Here is a 17212-nt window from a genome sequence, read left to right on the forward strand (position 1 = left end):
AGAAATACGCGAAACGGGGTAGTTCTATCTTTAAATTTAATTACGCAACAAAGCCTGTTTTGGCAGCTTTGAGCAAGGGTAAGAAGTTGACTGACGATTATCGTAATGATGCGGAGTTTTTAATTACTTATCAGGAAAAACTACTACCTGAGGATACGGTGTATCAGTTAATCGAAATCATTAAGAATGCACTGGAGGTTTTAGGTGAATCTTAAGCCAATCGCCTACCCTGATGACTTGCAGGCTCTAATTAAAACTAAAATCACATCTCCGAACTTATCGAACAAAACATGGGAAGATGACGACTTAGCTGACTTAAAAAAGTACATTAAAAGCTATTATTTGAAGGCTCAGAATCACACTTGCCCGTATTGCTTGCAGCAGTTCAAGTCTAACCATGGTCGCTATTGGGATATAGAGCACATTGTCTCACGCGACCAAACGGTTGAATTCATGTTTGAACCGCTAAACTTATGCATGTCATGCATAGATTGCAATAAAGAAAAAAGTAATAGTAAAACAACTAAGAGTACCGCAAAGGTAAGGTACCCAAAGACAAGTGATATGTTCACAATTGTTCATCCTCATCTAGATGTGTATACGGATAATATAGTCCCTATAGAGATCGGTCTTTTTTATTATCCTAAAGGCTCTAAAGGCAGAAAAACTATAGATGATTGTGGGTTAAATCGTTTTTATGAATTCGCAGGTTACGTATCTCTTGATGAGACAGGGCTAAGAATTAGTAAGTTGGCTGATTTGGCCAATAAAACAGATGATGTGGAGATAAAAAAGTCAATATTTACTGAAATCACATCATTAACTCTTAGATCTTTATTATAAAAAGGCGAACTCAATCAATGAGTTCGCCTTTTAGGTTCCAGTGCAGCAAGCAAAGGGGCACTGTTTCGTTAACAAGGATGTGAATAAACACAAGTAACGTATCAATCTAATTTAATGCTGTGTAAATTGTTAATAGGTAGGACTAGTCGGTTTTACCTGCGTTTCTTATAGCGTTTTCGAGTTGTGTTTGTACTGAACCCTCGTTCTTTCATTAACTCGCTATTTTTTGCGACATTTGCACTTATAACCTTTCTTAGCCATTGGGGTCCTCCAATTTTCGTATCCGTTGCTCTTGGTCTTGCTGCAGTCGCTTTATCCAATTAATGTCCGTTTTCAAAGCCGCAATTGTGCCAAGGCTTGAGACTCCACCGGTAATCAGAGCGATGATTAACGCATCGAGGTACGCCATCACTTCGTTTTCCATCGAGATGCGTAGTATTCAAGTAGGTATCGCACCATGGCGCGCATGCCTAGCGTATCAACCACAACAGCACCCACTACAAACTAATACGGATTCGGGATAACCTGCAGCGCATTGAAGCTTTGTTCTACGTATGGTGCGTAATTGGCAATGAAAGACAAAATGAGTGGTACGAACACTCTCATAGACAACAAAGTGTTTCGATAAAACGAGCTCAAAAAAAGTGACACTGCAACATAACTGCCCTCCACTTTAATTGATGAACAGTAACAGTGGCCTCGTGACTCGTTATCACAGCAAGCCTTATAACTCGCACACACTACTCTGATTACAACAAACCTAGCCATTTTAAATTTAACTGTATAAACATACAGTTAAATAGTTACCCCCGTAAAAACTGCACTTAATGAGCAAATAACATTCAGAATCAAGGCTCTGCGTTCGAATTTTAAACTTCCATTTGGTTAAATGAATCTCTTTACTGTATAACCTCAGCTCTGCGTTAGTTTTAGGTATACCGATTCCACCTAAGGCAATACTCAAATAGAATCATCGATTGCGCCAACTCTAAGGCATTGCGCATTACATTCGAATCACGTGTACGGGTTAGTATCATGAGCGACAAAGCATTCCGAAAACTCAACATATTCCTTTCGATTTTTTGCCTAGCAATCACGCTAGTGTCGTTGATCTCTTTTAATACGCTCATGAATAAGAGCTACGTTATTACACCCGACAAATACCCTACACGCGTCAACACAGACAGAGACCACGATGGTGGCACCGTAGGCTCATTACATAAGTCAGAAGATGGAATTGAGTTACAGTGTGACTTTGAACGGACCTATAGTTTACCCTTCTGTGAAATTGAGTTCGTTATATCGACACAAGGTAAAGGGCTCGATCTCTCTACGTTCGATTCGGTCACCATTAATATGGATTACCAAGGCCAAGAAGACCCAAGGTTTCGCTTCTACATTCGTAATTACGACAAGAATTACAGCGTGAAAGGCGATGCTATGTCGAATAAGTTCAATCGCTTAGACTTCTCGTTACCAGATAAAAACCACATCGACTTAAACTACTTCAACGTTCCTTTTTGGTGGATTGACCATTACAATCAACCTATTACGAGTAGCGCGGTAGACATTACAAACGCGGTGTCTGTTGAGCTTGGGCTCGGAGCCAGCACGCTTGATGGCCACCATTCAATTAAGATCTCGAGCATTGTTTTCCACGGTAAAGTCATCAGCAAAGCTTTGTTAGGCGAACTCCTAATTGGATTATGGGTGACGTATGCCATCTATTATGTGGGCTGTGCATTACATATCGCACAGCGAAGCAAAACGCGCGCAGCAGAGCAACAACGCTATTTAACCCAAGAAATTGAAGAGCTAAAGGTAAAGGCAACAACCGATCCGTTGACCGGATGTAGAAACCGAACCGAAGCGTTAGATACCTTCTATGATTTCGAATGGCTGGTGCAACAAGGAAAAACCATTCACATCGCGTTGTTTGATTTAGACCATTTTAAGCAGATCAATGATCAACATGGCCATGAAGTGGGTGACAAAGTACTTATTCAGTTTGTCGCAACGGCGAACGAGAGCCTTGGTGAGCAGTACTTGCTTTATCGCTGGGGTGGTGAGGAGTTTCTACTCGTTTGCCTGGAACAAACTGCGCTACAGTGTAACGAATCTATCAATGATTTTTACCTAGCAATGGACCAAAGCCCTTGGCCTAATGCGCTTAAAGTAACGGCTTCGACCGGAGTAACGCAGCTTAAGGAGCATGAATCGATGCGTACTGCCATCAAACGTGCAGACAAAGCGCTCTACCAAGCGAAAGACAACGGACGAAACCAAGTCGTTACGTTTTATTAAGCCTCGCTAGACTGGACTGCAGTTACACATTCAACTCTCTGCTAATACTCAATCACACGCCATTAATGCCCTGTCGATATCTACTCTCCAATTAAGCACCCGTTAGATTCTTAAGTGCTGACCAAACAAGCTCATAAGCTTTGCTGTCTCATCAGAACTTAAATCGATTCGTATGCCTATAAGCGCGCTCTCGCCATCTGCTATAACACCGTTTGCTATAAGACCATCTGTAATAACGCCATCAATAGCAATCTGGGGTGATACGAATCGCTCTATAAACCGCTCTTCCGTACGCCTCTAAGCTTCCTAACCACTTGTTTTAAAAGTCTACATATTTGGCTAGTAAAGCGCGCTCTAACCAGTGGTTAGTCACTCGCGATATCGGTTTTGAACATTACCGCTGTGGATTGTTTCACTCTGTTCTTAGATGAAATCCTCATTTGTCTGCTTCTGAACATTCATACACTCGTATCCGCTAAAAATAGAAGTAACAACGTCACTAGCCTTAAAAAACACCATATATTTAAACACTTAGACGTGGTGACATAAATACTGACACCTAAAATGGCGATTGTTTTACTTTCAGATCTTGCTGTAATTTAATTACAACCCAAAACCAAGGAAAGCCTGAAAAGTGGATTATTCCGACATAACTTACTGAATAAACGGAGTTTAACGGTTTTGGATAGGTCGGGAATTTAGGGTAGCTAAAGAGTTGGTATGTACGAGATAATATACTAGAGGGTAATATATTTAGTTATAGTGCACTAAGGTGTTAAAAAAGAAGGGCTGATGCCCTACTCTTCTTTATTACTCATTTCTTCACGAATTTGCTCAGCAACGATTTTAATCGCTTGTGCTGTGCTGATGCCCTGAGTCATCATTTCTTGAATTCGTTCAACAGCTTTCTGTTGTTCTTCGTGAGAAAGGGTTGGTAAGTCGTTTAGCATGCTCTGCTCCTTGATTTAAGAGCAGAACTATATAAGGACTGTTAGTAACTAGCAAGGAAATTGATGGATGCACCCATTGCATTTTCATTTGTGTAGTTAGCACTTAGATCTAGCTGAAACAAGTTCAATGGCGAGATACCAACACCAGCTGTCACTGTTCCTTCTGAATCAGAGTAAGCCAGGTTCTTGTAATACCCTCCCCTTAGCTTAAGCTGACGTAACAGGTCGACTTCTGTACCAACACGAATCATCTGTTCGTTGTCTTCGAACGAAGTAAACTTCTCTGCTTCATTCAAATCATAATCAACACTCAACGTAAAGTAATCAGAAACGATCCCCGCACCAACAGTGTAGACAGGCCCCAGGTTATAAGAATGACTCGATGTTACTGTTCTTGTAGCCCCTGTGCTGCTTGTTAGCTGTTGGCTAACGGATTTAGTTTCAATCTCACGGTCTATAATATTCGTTGCAGAAAAACCCACTCTAAATGGGCCGTAAAACCAAAGCGCACCTGCATCAATATTAAATGTAGTTTCCGCGGTGTCGTTTTCTCGAACATCACTTAGATCGTAGTTTTGTGCCGAGGCAATGTAGTTATACGTATAGATTCTTTGGAGTTTTGGAGAAATACCAAACGACAAATGTTGTCCCATGAACGTTTGATATTTTGCTAATGATATACCAGCTTCCATAATGCCAATAGAAACAGCTTTAACAGCAGTTAACTCAGCATTAACCAAGTCACTATTAGCAGCGTCACTAGATGTATCAGGGGTTACAAATGATTCAGTGTATGCTTTTGCAAATACGTTTGCTGCAATATACTGATTTGGTAGAGCGAATGCTACAACACCACCTAAATCAACATTCAGGCTATCACCATTAAGAGCATCTAGATCAGAACCAGTCACAGTACCTGACTCAATGCTGTCAACTAAATTATCGATATCATCAACTAAGTTATTAGGGTCATTATAATTACCGCCAAAACTTGGCGTGATCATTCCCATGTCATCATTACGACGATAAATCGCAACAAGTGCTGGGTTATAGAATGGAGCAGTTAGGAAGTTTGCTGAAACAACACCAACACCACCCATCGCATCACCACGCGCTTCAATGGCGTAGTTTGCTGCTGAAAGAGGAAGACTGGCGAATGCAATTGACGCTGCGAGTAGTTTTGTAGTTTTTTTCATGCCGTTTATCTTTGTTAGATCCCTTACATAGTTAACGGCACAATTTTAAATTACTTTAACTCTTCTTCGCTAGAAATATCATAAGTTTTACTGATAGTTTGTGCTTGTTCTATCGCTATGTCGCCTTGCCAGCGTGAATGCACCATTGAAACCGCTAAAACATAGCGATCATTAGGAAGTTCTTCACCATTAAGGTTCATTGGATAATCAGATTCATAGCTCTTGCCCCACACCTGCTCATAGTGTTCATCGACATAATCGTACAAACCAATTTCGAGTTTAGGAAGAGGACAATAAGGGTTCAGAAGTTCTTTTTTATCGATTCGCCAGGTGTCTTTTGAAGACCAGCGAACTTGCTGACGCATTGCAACTTCACCAAGGATAATCCAAGTACTCCAAGAATTTCCACCATCGCCTTTCACACTTAAACGATACAAACCCGATTCAAGTTGAGAGGCTAAATTGTAACGCTTGCGGTATAGACTCACCGATTCGTTGTTAACCACTTCACTGTCTTTGGTTAACTCACTGTCCGAAGAAACGATCTTATCGACCCACTTCTCGAAGGTAATGTCTTGAATGTTGTTTTCGGATTCAACATTAATCGATACACGAAAGGTATCTCGGCCAGGGCTTTGAATGATGTGTCTTTTAACGACGACTGAACTAATCCAATCTGGGAGTGTTTTTCTGGTGAGACTTTTACCACAATCTTTGTTCAATGCTTGATCGAACAGTTCATTGAGGTGATCTTCTCGTGATTGAGACGAGTTGATTTGCCAAACTTCCACTAATGAGTCAAACATCTGAGGTAAATCATTATCTAGCAGATGTTTATGAACTTGAGTCAGAGCATCGCTGCTCTTAAACCAATCCGTTGCTTGCGCGGTATTCGCTACGCAAGAAAACATTAATAGTGGAAGTAAGGCTATTCTCATTACGCTTTCATCTTGTAACCAACGCCACGCAGCGTTTCAATTTCTAGACCCGGCAGTTTCTGTCTTAGTTGCAGAACGTGCGTGTCTACCGTACGTGTTGTTGGGAAATGGTTGTAACCCCATACATGGTCAAGCAGTTCATCACGTGTAAACACACGTCCAAGGTTACTTGCCAAGAACAGTAGAAGGTCAAATTCAGTGCGCGTTAACGTTACTTCCTGTTCATTGAAAAACACTTCACGTGTCGCTTTATCGATAACAAGATTCTGAGCGATAACTTTTGATGCATCTTGTTCTTCAGAATCTGGCAGGCGAAGTTGAGCACGAATTCGAGCAAATAGCTCAGCCTCTGCGAATGGCTTTGTTAAGTAGTCGTTTGCACCTGAATCTAGGCCCGCTACTTTGTCTTTTACTGTCACGAGAGCCGTCAGCAAAATAACTGGGATATCTTTCTTTTTCTTCCAACCTGGAAGTGAATCTACTGAGTCGCCATCTGGAAGTTGACGGTCTAGAATCACTAGATCCGCTTGTTCCCAGTAGCCTTCAACTTCAGAGATCAGTTCTGCATGCAAACATTCATATCCAGCTTGCTCAAGGCTAACTAATAAACCGTCAGCTAAATTTTTATCATCTTCAACGAGAAGCAATGTCTGTTTCACAAGGTATCTCCAAAATAAATGTTGTTGGGGGGCCGATAAGCGTCATGTGACCGCCCATTTTTCCAACCATAGATTCCACTATCGTCAGACCTAAACCGAGTCCACTCTTACTTACGAATGGCTTTCTTAGTTGCCCCCAATCTTTGCGAGACAAGTCTCCATTATCTATAACTTTGAATGTCAGCTTCTTGTCAGAAGTATTCAGTTCTAGAATTACTGGAGCCACACCGTATTTCACGGCATTTCTGATTAGGTTATCGATGCACGTTCCCAACCAATATACGTTCACTTTTGCAGCTATATCTTTGTTTACACGGAGTTCAATCCCCGGCGCAAATTCTTCTTCAACTTTGTATTGGAGCCACTCTTCAACACTTGGCACCCACTCTGTTGCGAGCGGTTGATTATCTGATTGCAGGTAATCTTTACTTGCTTCCGCCAACTGTCTTAAACGGCGTGTATCTTCACACAGCCTACGGAACTCATCATATACCGATTCTGGTAAGTGTTCGAACTCACGCCTGAACCCTTCCACCGTCAATGACAAACTCGCAATCGGCGTTCTTAATTCGTGCGTTAGGATTTGAAGAACCAGCATACGACTCTTCATCTCTTGTTTCTTGCTGTTCCAGCGGTAAATCGCCCAACCTAAGACAAGCATGATGTTGGCAATAACCAAGATAAACATGGCGACTTGCAGAAGCTCTGAATGATCTTCTATTTCCCAACACACATTACCACGCTGGACAAAACAGCTTTTACCTTCTGAAGACAAGCTAAACGATAACCCAGCAAGCGTGGCATTTTCGTTCCAGACTGATTTTTTATACAGGTAATATCTGTCGCCGCGTTTTACCCACATCTCATCAAGCTCAACAAACATACTGTCACCCGCTAACAGCGCGGTGATTGCTTCGCTATCCATTTGTTGCAAGCGAGACAGTAGTTCATCGTGTTCGGTGTTTGGTCGCTCTTGAATATGCATAAAGCGCTTCAGAGAGTCGAATTTTTCTGGGTACTTCTCAACGTATCGTGCCGCATAAGAACCGCCGCCAGGGTGAATCAAACCACTACGGCTAAACCAACGGTCAGAAAGCTTGGTGCCTTTACACATTGCACGAGTAAAAACTAAAGGCTCAGTAATCAAAGGGCTTAACGGCAGTTTACCACTACAGGTTTTTGATAACTGGTACAAGCGCTGAATGTCTTTTAACGGGTACTCTGCTGTTTGTGGCAGCATAGAAGACGGCATGATCAAACCTGTTGGATAATCAGCCTGTAGCACTCGAATATCGTAAGATTCGATTGCCGTTTCATGATCAAAGAGTTTGGTGAAATTATCGATACGCTCAGGTAAAGAGTCAGCAAATGCGTTTGCAGACACAGACAACGTAGCGATAAGAAGAGTAAATGTTCTTTTGATGATCACAAACCAACGCAAATTCATATAGATCAACCAAATATATACCATTCGCTATCAAAGATAAATTTTTAACCGCATGAAAAACTTTGAGAATGGCGAGCTACAGAGATAAAGGCCAATATATTACGGCCACATTGTACATACGTACTAGTAGGCTGATTGGCAAGCCAAACCTCAATTGCGACAAGTTTTGCATCAGGCTTCGTCAACTTCGTATCAACTGAGATCACACATAGAGTCGCTTTCGTAAGATAAAAAAAGGAGCTCAAATGAGCTCCTTATCGAGTTGTTACATATTGTTTAGAGGTGATCTCTATAGATGTTCTAAGATACTTAGACAACTCTTTTTAGCATCGCCAAACAGCATCTGCGTGTTCTCTTTGAAGAACAGTGGGTTTTGCACACCGGCGTAACCTGTGTTCATCGAACGCTTGAATACGATAACATTCTGAGCGTTCCAAACTTCAAGTACTGGCATACCAGCAATTGGGCTGTTTGGATCTTCAAGTGCTGCAGGGTTTACGGTGTCATTCGCACCAATTACCAATACAGTATCTGTCTCATCGAAGTCATCGTTGATTTCGTCCATTTCTAGAACGATATCGTAAGGCACTTTCGCTTCAGCAAGCAGTACGTTCATGTGACCCGGTAACCTACCAGCAACTGGGTGGATACCAAATCGGACATTAATGCCCTGCGCTCTTAGCTTCTCAGTGATTTCATGCACTGGGTATTGTGCTTGAGCTACTGCCATGCCGTATCCAGGAGTGATGATTACTGACTTAGAGTTTTTCAGCATATCAGCCACATCTTCAGCTGATGTTTCGCGGTGTTCACCTTGCTCTTCATCGCCATCAGACACAACCACTTCTTGGCCGAATCCACCAGCAATAACGCTGATGAAAGAGCGGTTCATCGCCTTACACATAATGTAAGACAGAATCGCACCCGACGAACCAACCAATGCACCAGTTACGATAAGCAGATCGTTTGCAAGCATGAAACCTGCCGCTGCTGCTGCCCAACCAGAGTACGAGTTCAGCATAGAGACAACTACTGGCATATCTGCACCGCCAATCGATGCCACTAGGTGGTAACCGAATGCGAATGCGATAAGTGTCATCACCATTAGTGCGAACATGCTGCCGTCTGCTTTAACGAACATGATCATCAGCAGTGTAGAAACTACGATAGCCGCTAGATTCCACTTGTGCTTATGAGGGATGTTCAATGCAGACGAAGAGATAACGCCACGAAGCTTACCAAACGCAACAATAGAACCCGTGAACGTCACCGCACCGATAAACACGCCAAGGAACACTTCCACTAGATGGATAACGTGCTCTGCATGAATATCTGCAGGGTTGATAGAAACAGCAGCAGGTGGATCGATGTAGCTGTTGTAACCTACAAGTACTGCAGCCATACCTACGAAGCTGTGCAGAATTGCAACCAGCTCTGGCATTTCAGTCATTTCTACTTTTCTTGCGTAGTGGATACCAATACCACCACCGATCACCATAGCAATGATGATCCACACAATACCAGCAGAGTGAGGGCCAAAGATCGTTGCGATCAACGCGATTGCCATACCCGTGATACCGTAATAGTTACCTGCACGCGCAGATTCCTGTTTCGATAACCCAGCCAAGCTCATAATAAAAAATACAGCAGCAACAATATAAGCTGCTTGTACTAATCCTTCAGACATCTGTTACTCCTTAGTCTTTACGGAACATTTCAAGCATACGTTTGGTCACGGTAAAGCCACCAAAGATATTGATACTTGCAATTAATACGGCAATAAATGATAAGAACGTGACGACGCCACTTCCTTGTCCGATCTGTAACAGTGCACCTACTACAATGATGCCTGAAATCGCGTTAGTCACGGACATCAAAGGCGTATGCAGAGAATGGCTTACATTCCAAACTACGTAATAACCCACCACACAAGCGAGAACAAAAACGGTAAAGTGAGATAAGAACGCAGCTGGAGCAACCGAAGCTACCCAAGCGAATGCACCAACAGCTACCGCCATACCCGCCACTTTCTTAATTGGAGAAACAGGTTCTTCAACTTTAGGCTCTGGTTTGGCCGCTTTTGGCTTAGCTTGTTGTGGTTGAGCTGAAACTTGAATTGGTGGAGCTGGCCAAGTGACCTCGCCCTCTTTAACGACAGTAACACCACGCAGAACAACATCTTCAAAGTCGATATTGATGTTGCCATCTTTCTCTTTGCAAAGCAGTTTCAAAAGGTTAACTAGGTTCGTTGCATACAGCTGAGATGATTGAGTCGGCAGTCGACCAACCATATCAGTGTAACCAACCACCTTAACGCCGTTAGCGGTTGTAATGACTTGATCCGCAACCGTGTATTCACAGTTACCGCCATTGGCTGCCGCAAGGTCTACAATCACACTACCTGCACTCATGCTGTCTACCATCTCTTTGGTAATCAGCTTCGGAGCCGGGCGACCTGGAATTAGCGCTGTTGTAATGATGATATCAACGTCTTTCGCTTGAGCTGCATAAAGTTCTTCGGCTTTCTTATTGAATGCTTCAGACATCTCTTTTGCGTAGCCGTCACCAGCACTGGTATCTTCCTTGAAATCCACTTCCAAGAATTCAGCACCCATCGACTCAACTTGTTCTTTAACTTCAGGACGAACATCGAATGAACGAACGATTGCACCTAAGCTACCCGCAGCGCCGATTGCCGCTAGGCCAGCAACACCAGCACCTGCAACCAGTACTTTTGCTGGCGGAACTTTACCCGCAGCCGTAATCTGACCCGTGAAGAATCGACCAAACTCATGCGCCGCTTCAACAACAGCACGATAACCCGCGATGTTTGCCATAGAACTCAATGCATCTAACGCCTGAGCTCTTGAAATTCGTGGTACAGAATCCATCGCCATCACGTTGATGTTACGACTGGACAATTGTTCCATTAATTCTGGATTTTGGGCAGGCCAAATAAAGCTGACCAATGTTGCGCCATCTTTAAGAAGATCGATTTCATTTTTAGACTCGTCAACGATCGGAGCGTTAACTTTAAAGATAATATCGGATTTCCAAGCTTCATCTGCGGTGACAACTTTTGCTCCAGCTTGTTCATAAGCTGCATCTTCAAAACTTGCTAACGCACCTGCTTGTGATTCAACACAAACTTCAAATCCTAATTTTAGAAGCTGTTCTACCGATTTCGGCGAAGCAGCGACTCGCGTTTCACCAGCGAGCGTTTCTCTTGGTACACCAATTTGCATAGCTATTCCTTGACTATTGGCACGAATGACTTATTCGTTTGTATCTAACGACAACTAATACTTCAAGCGTTTTGTTCAAAGAACAGGAAAAGTTATTACTTATAACGATTTGGACGGAATTTGAGCGCTTCATTCGGATAAATGACGACCGTCTCGAACGAAGAGGTCAAACCACTTGCAAATAATCCTTTTAATAACAACTCACTAGCTGTTCTTTATCCATAAAACTAAAAAGAGCTTTCAGCATATACACTGAAAGCTCTCTAAATTATGACCAACATCAATTCTAACCCTAATTGGTTAGCTAAATATATTGTCGCCCATTTGGTCGATGAACATCTGCGATTTTTTGAGCATCAATTCATCGGCATCTTGTTTGTTTGAAACAACATCTGAACGAATAAAACGGTGAGTTTTGATTTCACCATCGAATTCTTTCTCGATTCGCCCAGCAACACGGTATTGACCAGATTCTGCAATGGCATCTTGATAGATATTGAAACCCTTATATTCGACTGGCTCAATCTCTACTTTTTGTTCGGTTTTTTCTTTGCCACCAAATAATCTAGAAAAGAATCCCACGTTTTTTTACTCCTTAAATGACCGTATTCACCCTAAACTATCATGACTGTTTACGGTTCAACAACGGCTTTTCATACCATTGCAATTCTACGTCATCGTCAAAATTGTGTTGACTAAATATAACAGGCACATTGTCGTCACGTTCACGTCTTCGATCGTCAATAATCATACTTTCTGCATTTTTGACCGCGATCTCACTATTGCGTTTATAGAGCACCAATTTGTCTTCTGGCAATGCTGACAGAAAATCGATATCAAAACGAATATAGATAGGTTTTAGCTGGCCCAAAGCCAAGCACGCGAGATCGGCCAACTGTTCGTTGGTATAACTAGACACATATTCCTCGGTAGCCAATACATGACCGACCAGAGTTTCCATATAGTTATGTACATCAACACTAATTTGCATACCACACCTCCATTTGTAGCGGTTTTTCTAGTCGCAGTCGTTTCTAAAGTCACTTGAAACCATGCAATTCCTAATAGCTTTCTATAACTCAGTTATAGGTTTTACTGTCCATAGTTGAAACTTAGGCATTATTTAATCTTACTCTGACTTCATTACAGGTCTTCGTCGCTTAATGAAAAGGTCACTCAATGATAACTGATCATCAAGCCCTTTAAGTGACAGCGCCAACGTAAGAGCAGCAGAGCAGATTTTGTTAAGTATCTATAACGACTAATTAATTTCTCATATATACTGTGTAGTTCGTTCTAAGGTTAATAGCAACTCAAAATACATATAAAAATGATTGCACCAATAGCGACCTATGACTATGTTTTTGCTCTAATTTAGGCAAAAAGCTTGGCAATCGCTTGTTTAACCGTATCCTACGCATAGTATTAAATAATAAGATCATCAATATAGTTAGGCTCACCACATAAATGGCATCATCTTTTGTAACGTCGAGCATGTTTCGATTTTGCTTCCCTTTAGTCCTGTTAACAATTTTGCTCGTTGGTATGGACAACGTCATTCTCGTGACGGACTCAAATTTAGGGTTTGCTAGCAACCTCCCTTACATTTTATTGAGCGTTGCGGTTCTGCTATGCCATACGTTCAGACAAGGTCGAATGGCGATGGTATCGGTGAGCATGCTTGTCGCTTATCTGATCATCCAAGTTCGCTTACAAACGCCTCTCAATACTGGCACAACGCTATTAGAGCTCTCGTTACTTGCGGCATTAGTACCTGTCACTTGCTTACTTGTTTATGCCTTCCCTGATAACGGCGTAAACTCAAAGTCGATGCTGCTCTACGCCATCGTTCTTGTTCTGTTTATGGTGTGGGCACAATTGATCGTCTCTCACTTCCATGCCGGCGGTTTTGAATCATGGAGTGATGGTCTTCTATTTATTGTCAGAGACTTCTCCAAACTGCCTTTTGTTTTGGTGTTGTATAGCCTTTGCTTACTTGGCCTTACTGCCATTCTCGTGTTGGTGTATAACCGCTCTATCGATGTTGTGGTTTATAGCGCTATCCTGCTTTCTTCTTGCACGTTCATCTTCTTCGACGTTCAGTACATCTCGAGCACCATGTTCTCGTTGTCAGGCACGTTGATCATCGTCTATGTCATGTCCGCTAGTCATGATATGGCCTTTAATGACCAACTGACTAACATTCCAGGTCGACACGCCTTAGAAGTCGATATGAAGCACTTAGGGCGTAAGTATTCGATGGCGATGGTCGATATCGATCACTTTAAGCAATTCAACGACACCTACGGCCATGACATTGGCGACGATGTGTTAAAACTGGTGGCGCGTATTCTGAGGGAAACCACAGGCGGCGCTAAAGCTTATCGCTATGGTGGAGAAGAGTTCACGATTATCTTCAAAGGCAAACATTCGGAACAAGTTAAAGAGCACCTTCAAGCTCTGATTTCCGAAGTTCAAAACTACGACATGACGATTCGGAATAGCCATGAGCGCCCCGACGATCATGAAGTGGGTATGAAAAAGCGTGGCAAGAACGGTAAACCATCGGAAGTGGTGAATGTGACGGTGAGTATTGGATTGTCTGATAGTACAACCACCAGACATCCTGAAGAGGTATTGAAGCTTGCTGACCAAGCGCTGTATAAAGCGAAAGAAACCGGTCGAAACAAATTATGTATTGACCGTTAACGATGGTTAAAAGCTAAAGATATTAAGTACTAGAGATCTAAATAGCTTAAGCCATTAATAGCGAACTGCTTCAATAACTATCACTTCCAAGTTCAACGAGCCTCATTGATTTGAGGCCGTATAGCTCAAGTGGAAAAAGAGAGCTTAATCTTGGTTGAAGAATATAACCAAGCTACCACCTTTTAAGCTACTTCCGTAGTTAATCGTAAAACCTATTCCCACGTTATCGACCCACTCATTAAATAGGTTTGGGTTAAGCAGCCAGCCAACACTGCCCTCGTAGTAAGATGTGGTGCCCATAGAGGCCACCGTGTCACCACCAATATCAATTCGTCTTATACTCGAGTACATCGATGTGATGTTCTTATCCCAACGTACGAGATCATAGAAAACCTTGGCTTCATTGGCGATATACCACCCTTCAGGATGACCGACATTGCCATTATTCGCCTCGCCCCAGCCGATGCCATTAAAGTAATGCCAACTGGTGCTCAATTTATACTTTCCCCAGTCATTCTTATCTTCGTACATCAGCTTGATTTTAGGCTCGATGATGTAAGCCCAAGCATCAGTATTGAGATATACGCCATCCAGTTGGTCTTGAATAGGCTTTAGCAACGAAGCGCGATATTCATAATCATTGCGGTAGTAAGAGATGTGGTTACCGATTGCAGAGCTGAAGCTCCAATATTCGTCTAGCTGGGACACATTCGCGAATTCGACGTAGCCAGACACTACCGACTCTTTTTGAAAATCGTTTCTGTTTGCTGCCGCGTACTCGACATCGTTCTCGATTCGCAATGCAGACAAGCGTAGCGTCACCTCTTGATGGTTGTCTTCGATGTAACTGGGTAATTCAAATGTGTAAGGCAAACTCAGGGAGGTGATGTTTTGGCGACGACTTACCGAATCATTCGAACCGATGTCTTCATTGTCCAAACTAAACACTTTATTGGGGTCAAAGTTATTGATACCAAAAGTGAAAACATCGGTGTCGTTGAGCAATACACTGGTGGCAAAGCTCTGCTCTAGATCCTTTCGAAAAAGATCAGATAGCGTATTGGCATTAACAGTGGTCGCCAAAGCGGTAAAAAATAGAGGAACCGCAAGCGTCCAAGATGTGTTAGTCATAGAAAATGACTTCGAATGTGGCATTTCTTTTATCACTTAAAGCACTTCCTAGCTCAAACGCTATTAGAAGTATAAATTCAAATATCTTAAAGAGCTCGCCAACTAACGCGCAAGCTCCAAAATGTTACGTTGTACAAAGGTATTTCTACCACTTTGCTTCGCTTGATAAAGCGCTTGATCGACCTTTTCGTAAATAGACGCAATAGATTCGCCACCTTCTGGCACAAATGACAACACACCTTGTGACGCTGTCACTCTATCCGATACCGTTGAGTGTTCATGAGCGTAGTTCATCTCATGCAATGCCTCTTTAACTCGAGTCGCGTGTACCTTAGCGCCTTCACTGTCTGTATCGCTAAGAATCAGAACAAACTCTTCACCGCCATAACGACCGACAAATTCTCCCGCACGAACAAACAGCTGTTTCAAGGTATTAGCAAGCCCTTGTAAGCACTTATCCCCTTGAATATGACCATAATTATCGTTGTAAGGCTTAAAGAAGTCTACATCTAGAAGTATGACTGTCATGGATATATTACGTCTTCCGTGCCACGCTATGCTCTCTTCAAGCTTAGTATCCATATATCGACGGTTATACAATTTGGTCAGGCCATCTTCGTTGGCTTGTTGCTGCAGAAGGATGTTCAGTTCTTCGAGTTTGGCTGTGCTTTGTTTTAGCTCTCGTCTCATGTGCGCGATACGTTGCATCGCAATCAGCTTAGAATTCAAAACAACCTTGTTTACTGGCTTGATCAGGTAATCATCGCCACCAGCGTCAATCGCTTTTGCGATCATCTCAGGTTCTTCGTGACCACTAAGAAAGATGATGGGAACCCATTCTGGGAATCGGCTTCGAACCTCATTCGCCACTTCAAAACCATCCATATCAGGCATGCTGATATCAAGTAACACGAGTTCAGGATCAAAATCAGAATAAACACTCAGGGCTTCTTTTCCGCTACCGACAGCTTCTACAATATGACCCAGTTGCTTGAGTCGGATAGCAAGTTGCATCCTGTCTAGTTGAACGTCATCAACCAGCAATATGCGCATTGAAGATCCCTTTTCTATCATCACATCACCTTTATCTAGTGTTGAATATTCAAAGTAGCTCAAATTTGGGCTTAAATCATGCCCTAATCTCTATATTATATTGACTTTTTTACAGATCTTTTTAGCATTGTTTCTTTTTAAAGAGAAATACTATGTCAGACGCTACAAACAACGAACAACAAGAAATCGATTTAACCACCATCTCACCAGAACTTCGTCAAGTTATCGAATTTGATGGCGTACCAAAAGAGATGCACTTTATGGTTACTTCTATTCACGAAGTGTCTGAAGAAGCAGTACGCGAAGCTTGGGATAGTCTTCCAGCAAGCGCACAAAATGTTTTAGACAACTTCGAGCAGTTCCACGCTCTAATCTCAGTTAGCCAAGCTTTCGCTGGTGTTAACGTGATGGAAGAGTTCCCTACTCTTAAACTTCCAGAAGACATGTCTGACGAAGAAAAAGAAGAGTACCGTGCTCAACTGCTAGACCAAGTTCTACACAACTGTGTAAAAGACATGGTTAAACAAATCAAGAAAGCTCGTCGTGATGCAATCTTGAAGCGTGATTTCAAAGAAGTTTTTACTAAGTAAGTCGCTAGTCGCCTAAACTAGGCTAAGCGCTAACAGTACTACTTAGAATTAAGCTGCATGTTTCTTTAAACACGCGGCTTTTTTATATCCGCTATTTTCTGTTCGTCGATCGTTACGTCTGTATGTTCTTGTTGCTAATGTTCATAT

At 42.3% G+C, this 17212-nt stretch carries 17 protein-coding genes and 1 pseudogene; 5 read left to right on the forward strand and 13 right to left on the reverse strand.

Annotation, left to right across the window (positions count from 1 at the left end; all coding sequences use genetic code 11):
• Both AB6E78_RS10860 and AB6E78_RS10865 read left to right on the forward strand, forming a co-directional pair.
• On the forward strand, positions 1–215 hold a 215-nt coding region (locus AB6E78_RS10860), incomplete at its 5' end, for a hypothetical protein (protein ID WP_372133423.1).
• Entirely contained in the window at positions 205–843 is a 639-nt protein-coding gene (locus AB6E78_RS10865; RefSeq protein WP_372099377.1) for an HNH endonuclease, read from the forward strand. The genes AB6E78_RS10860 and AB6E78_RS10865, both read left to right, overlap by 11 nt.
• Before the next feature lie 253 nt (positions 844–1096).
• On the opposite strand, the gene AB6E78_RS10870 is transcribed toward AB6E78_RS10865, so the two are convergent.
• Together AB6E78_RS10870 and AB6E78_RS10875 are read right to left on the reverse strand one after the other, a co-directional pair.
• Complete coding sequence (locus AB6E78_RS10870; RefSeq protein WP_175400131.1) at positions 1097–1255, reverse strand: hypothetical protein; 159 nt, start codon at positions 1253–1255, stop codon at positions 1097–1099.
• Positions 1252–1446, reverse strand: a pseudogene (locus AB6E78_RS10875) (hypothetical protein); the annotation flags it as partial. The pseudogene AB6E78_RS10875 and the gene AB6E78_RS10870, both read right to left, overlap by 4 nt.
• A 393-nt stretch (positions 1447–1839) precedes the next feature.
• Here AB6E78_RS10875 and AB6E78_RS10880 point away from each other — a divergent pair.
• Positions 1840–3147 carry a GGDEF domain-containing protein gene (locus AB6E78_RS10880; protein WP_372133425.1) on the forward strand — a complete coding sequence of 436 codons (1308 nt, stop codon included), beginning with the start codon at positions 1840–1842 and terminating at the stop codon, positions 3145–3147.
• Positions 3148–3944: 797 nt separating this feature from the next.
• Here AB6E78_RS10880 and AB6E78_RS10885 read toward each other — a convergent pair.
• From AB6E78_RS10885 to AB6E78_RS10925, 9 genes are all read right to left on the reverse strand, one after another.
• Positions 3945–4097, reverse strand: coding sequence for a YoaH family protein (locus AB6E78_RS10885; RefSeq protein ID WP_004731009.1), 153 nt, complete (start codon positions 4095–4097; stop codon positions 3945–3947).
• 41 nt (positions 4098–4138) lie between these two features.
• Positions 4139–5293: a conjugal transfer protein TraF gene (locus AB6E78_RS10890; protein WP_017069084.1), complete on the reverse strand. Its 1155-nt coding sequence runs from the start codon at positions 5291–5293 to the stop codon at positions 4139–4141.
• 50 nt (positions 5294–5343) lie between these two features.
• Entirely contained in the window at positions 5344–6231 is an 888-nt protein-coding gene (locus tag AB6E78_RS10895; protein ID WP_372133428.1) for a DUF2861 family protein, read from the reverse strand.
• Complete coding sequence (gene vxrB / locus AB6E78_RS10900) at positions 6231–6890, reverse strand: response regulator transcription factor VxrB (RefSeq protein WP_017060099.1); 660 nt, start codon at positions 6888–6890, stop codon at positions 6231–6233. Before vxrB ends, AB6E78_RS10895 begins: the two co-directional genes overlap by 1 nt.
• A complete protein-coding gene (gene vxrA, locus AB6E78_RS10905) occupies positions 6865–8337 on the reverse strand; it encodes a sensor histidine kinase VxrA (RefSeq protein WP_372133431.1) in 1473 nt (490 codons plus the stop codon). The genes vxrB and vxrA overlap by 26 nt, the downstream gene beginning before the upstream one ends.
• Before the next feature lie 289 nt (positions 8338–8626).
• Entirely contained in the window at positions 8627–10024 is a 1398-nt protein-coding gene (gene pntB / locus AB6E78_RS10910) for a Re/Si-specific NAD(P)(+) transhydrogenase subunit beta (RefSeq protein ID WP_017064580.1), read from the reverse strand.
• Between the two features lie 10 nt (positions 10025–10034).
• The gene (gene pntA, locus AB6E78_RS10915) at positions 10035–11582 is read right to left on the reverse strand and encodes a Re/Si-specific NAD(P)(+) transhydrogenase subunit alpha (RefSeq protein WP_372112170.1); all 1548 of its coding nucleotides are present in this window, start codon (positions 11580–11582) and stop codon (positions 10035–10037) included.
• A 300-nt stretch (positions 11583–11882) separates the two neighbouring features.
• Positions 11883–12164, reverse strand: a complete 282-nt coding sequence (locus AB6E78_RS10920; protein ID WP_004731023.1) for an HlyU family transcriptional regulator — start codon at positions 12162–12164, stop codon at positions 11883–11885.
• 40 nt (positions 12165–12204) lie between these two features.
• A complete protein-coding gene (locus tag AB6E78_RS10925; RefSeq protein WP_017060104.1) occupies positions 12205–12573 on the reverse strand; it encodes a late competence development ComFB family protein in 369 nt (122 codons plus the stop codon).
• 476 nt (positions 12574–13049) lie between these two features.
• Here AB6E78_RS10925 and AB6E78_RS10930 point away from each other — a divergent pair, with 476 nt between their 5' ends.
• A complete protein-coding gene (locus tag AB6E78_RS10930) occupies positions 13050–14291 on the forward strand; it encodes a GGDEF domain-containing protein (protein ID WP_372112168.1) in 1242 nt (413 codons plus the stop codon).
• A 144-nt stretch (positions 14292–14435) separates the two neighbouring features.
• Here AB6E78_RS10930 and AB6E78_RS10935 read toward each other — a convergent pair whose 3' ends face one another.
• The gene (locus AB6E78_RS10935) at positions 14436–15446 is read right to left on the reverse strand and encodes a Solitary outer membrane autotransporter beta-barrel domain (protein ID WP_029235232.1); all 1011 of its coding nucleotides are present in this window, start codon (positions 15444–15446) and stop codon (positions 14436–14438) included.
• Between the two features lie 78 nt (positions 15447–15524).
• Positions 15525–16496 carry a diguanylate cyclase gene (locus tag AB6E78_RS10940; RefSeq protein ID WP_170791831.1) on the reverse strand — a complete coding sequence of 324 codons (972 nt, stop codon included), beginning with the start codon at positions 16494–16496 and terminating at the stop codon, positions 15525–15527.
• A gap of 131 nt (positions 16497–16627) precedes the next feature.
• On the opposite strand from AB6E78_RS10940, the gene AB6E78_RS10945 reads away from it, so the two are divergent.
• Positions 16628–17065, forward strand: coding sequence for a DUF3069 domain-containing protein (locus AB6E78_RS10945; RefSeq protein ID WP_017060108.1), 438 nt, complete (start codon positions 16628–16630; stop codon positions 17063–17065).
• The last annotated feature ends 147 nt before the right edge of the window (positions 17066–17212 follow it).

Origin of the sequence: Vibrio sp. 10N.247.310.98, from assembly GCF_041467395.1 — a bacterium.
Lineage (GTDB): Bacteria > Pseudomonadota > Gammaproteobacteria > Enterobacterales > Vibrionaceae > Vibrio > Vibrio crassostreae_C.

Bases quoted from the DNA above. Each gene is read 5' to 3' on its own strand.
- AB6E78_RS10885 (WP_004731009.1), bottom strand. From the start codon at position 4,097: ATGCTAAACGACTTACCAACCCTTTCTCACGAAGAACAACAGAAAGCT.
- AB6E78_RS10890 (WP_017069084.1), bottom strand. From the start codon at position 5,293: ATGAAAAAAACTACAAAACTACTCGCAGCGTCAATTGCATTCGCCAGT.
- AB6E78_RS10895 (WP_372133428.1), bottom strand. From the start codon at position 6,231: ATGAGAATAGCCTTACTTCCACTATTAATGTTTTCTTGCGTAGCGAAT.
- vxrA (WP_372133431.1), bottom strand. From the start codon at position 8,337: ATGAATTTGCGTTGGTTTGTGATCATCAAAAGAACATTTACTCTTCTT.
- pntB (WP_017064580.1), bottom strand. From the start codon at position 10,024: ATGTCTGAAGGATTAGTACAAGCAGCTTATATTGTTGCTGCTGTATTT.
- pntA (WP_372112170.1), bottom strand. From the start codon at position 11,582: ATGCAAATTGGTGTACCAAGAGAAACGCTCGCTGGTGAAACGCGAGTC.
- AB6E78_RS10925 (WP_017060104.1), bottom strand. From the start codon at position 12,573: ATGCAAATTAGTGTTGATGTACATAACTATATGGAAACTCTGGTCGGT.
- AB6E78_RS10930 (WP_372112168.1), top strand. From the start codon at position 13,050: ATGGCATCATCTTTTGTAACGTCGAGCATGTTTCGATTTTGCTTCCCT.
- AB6E78_RS10935 (WP_029235232.1), bottom strand. From the start codon at position 15,446: ATGCCACATTCGAAGTCATTTTCTATGACTAACACATCTTGGACGCTT.
- AB6E78_RS10940 (WP_170791831.1), bottom strand. From the start codon at position 16,496: ATGATAGAAAAGGGATCTTCAATGCGCATATTGCTGGTTGATGACGTT.
- AB6E78_RS10945 (WP_017060108.1), top strand. From the start codon at position 16,628: ATGTCAGACGCTACAAACAACGAACAACAAGAAATCGATTTAACCACC.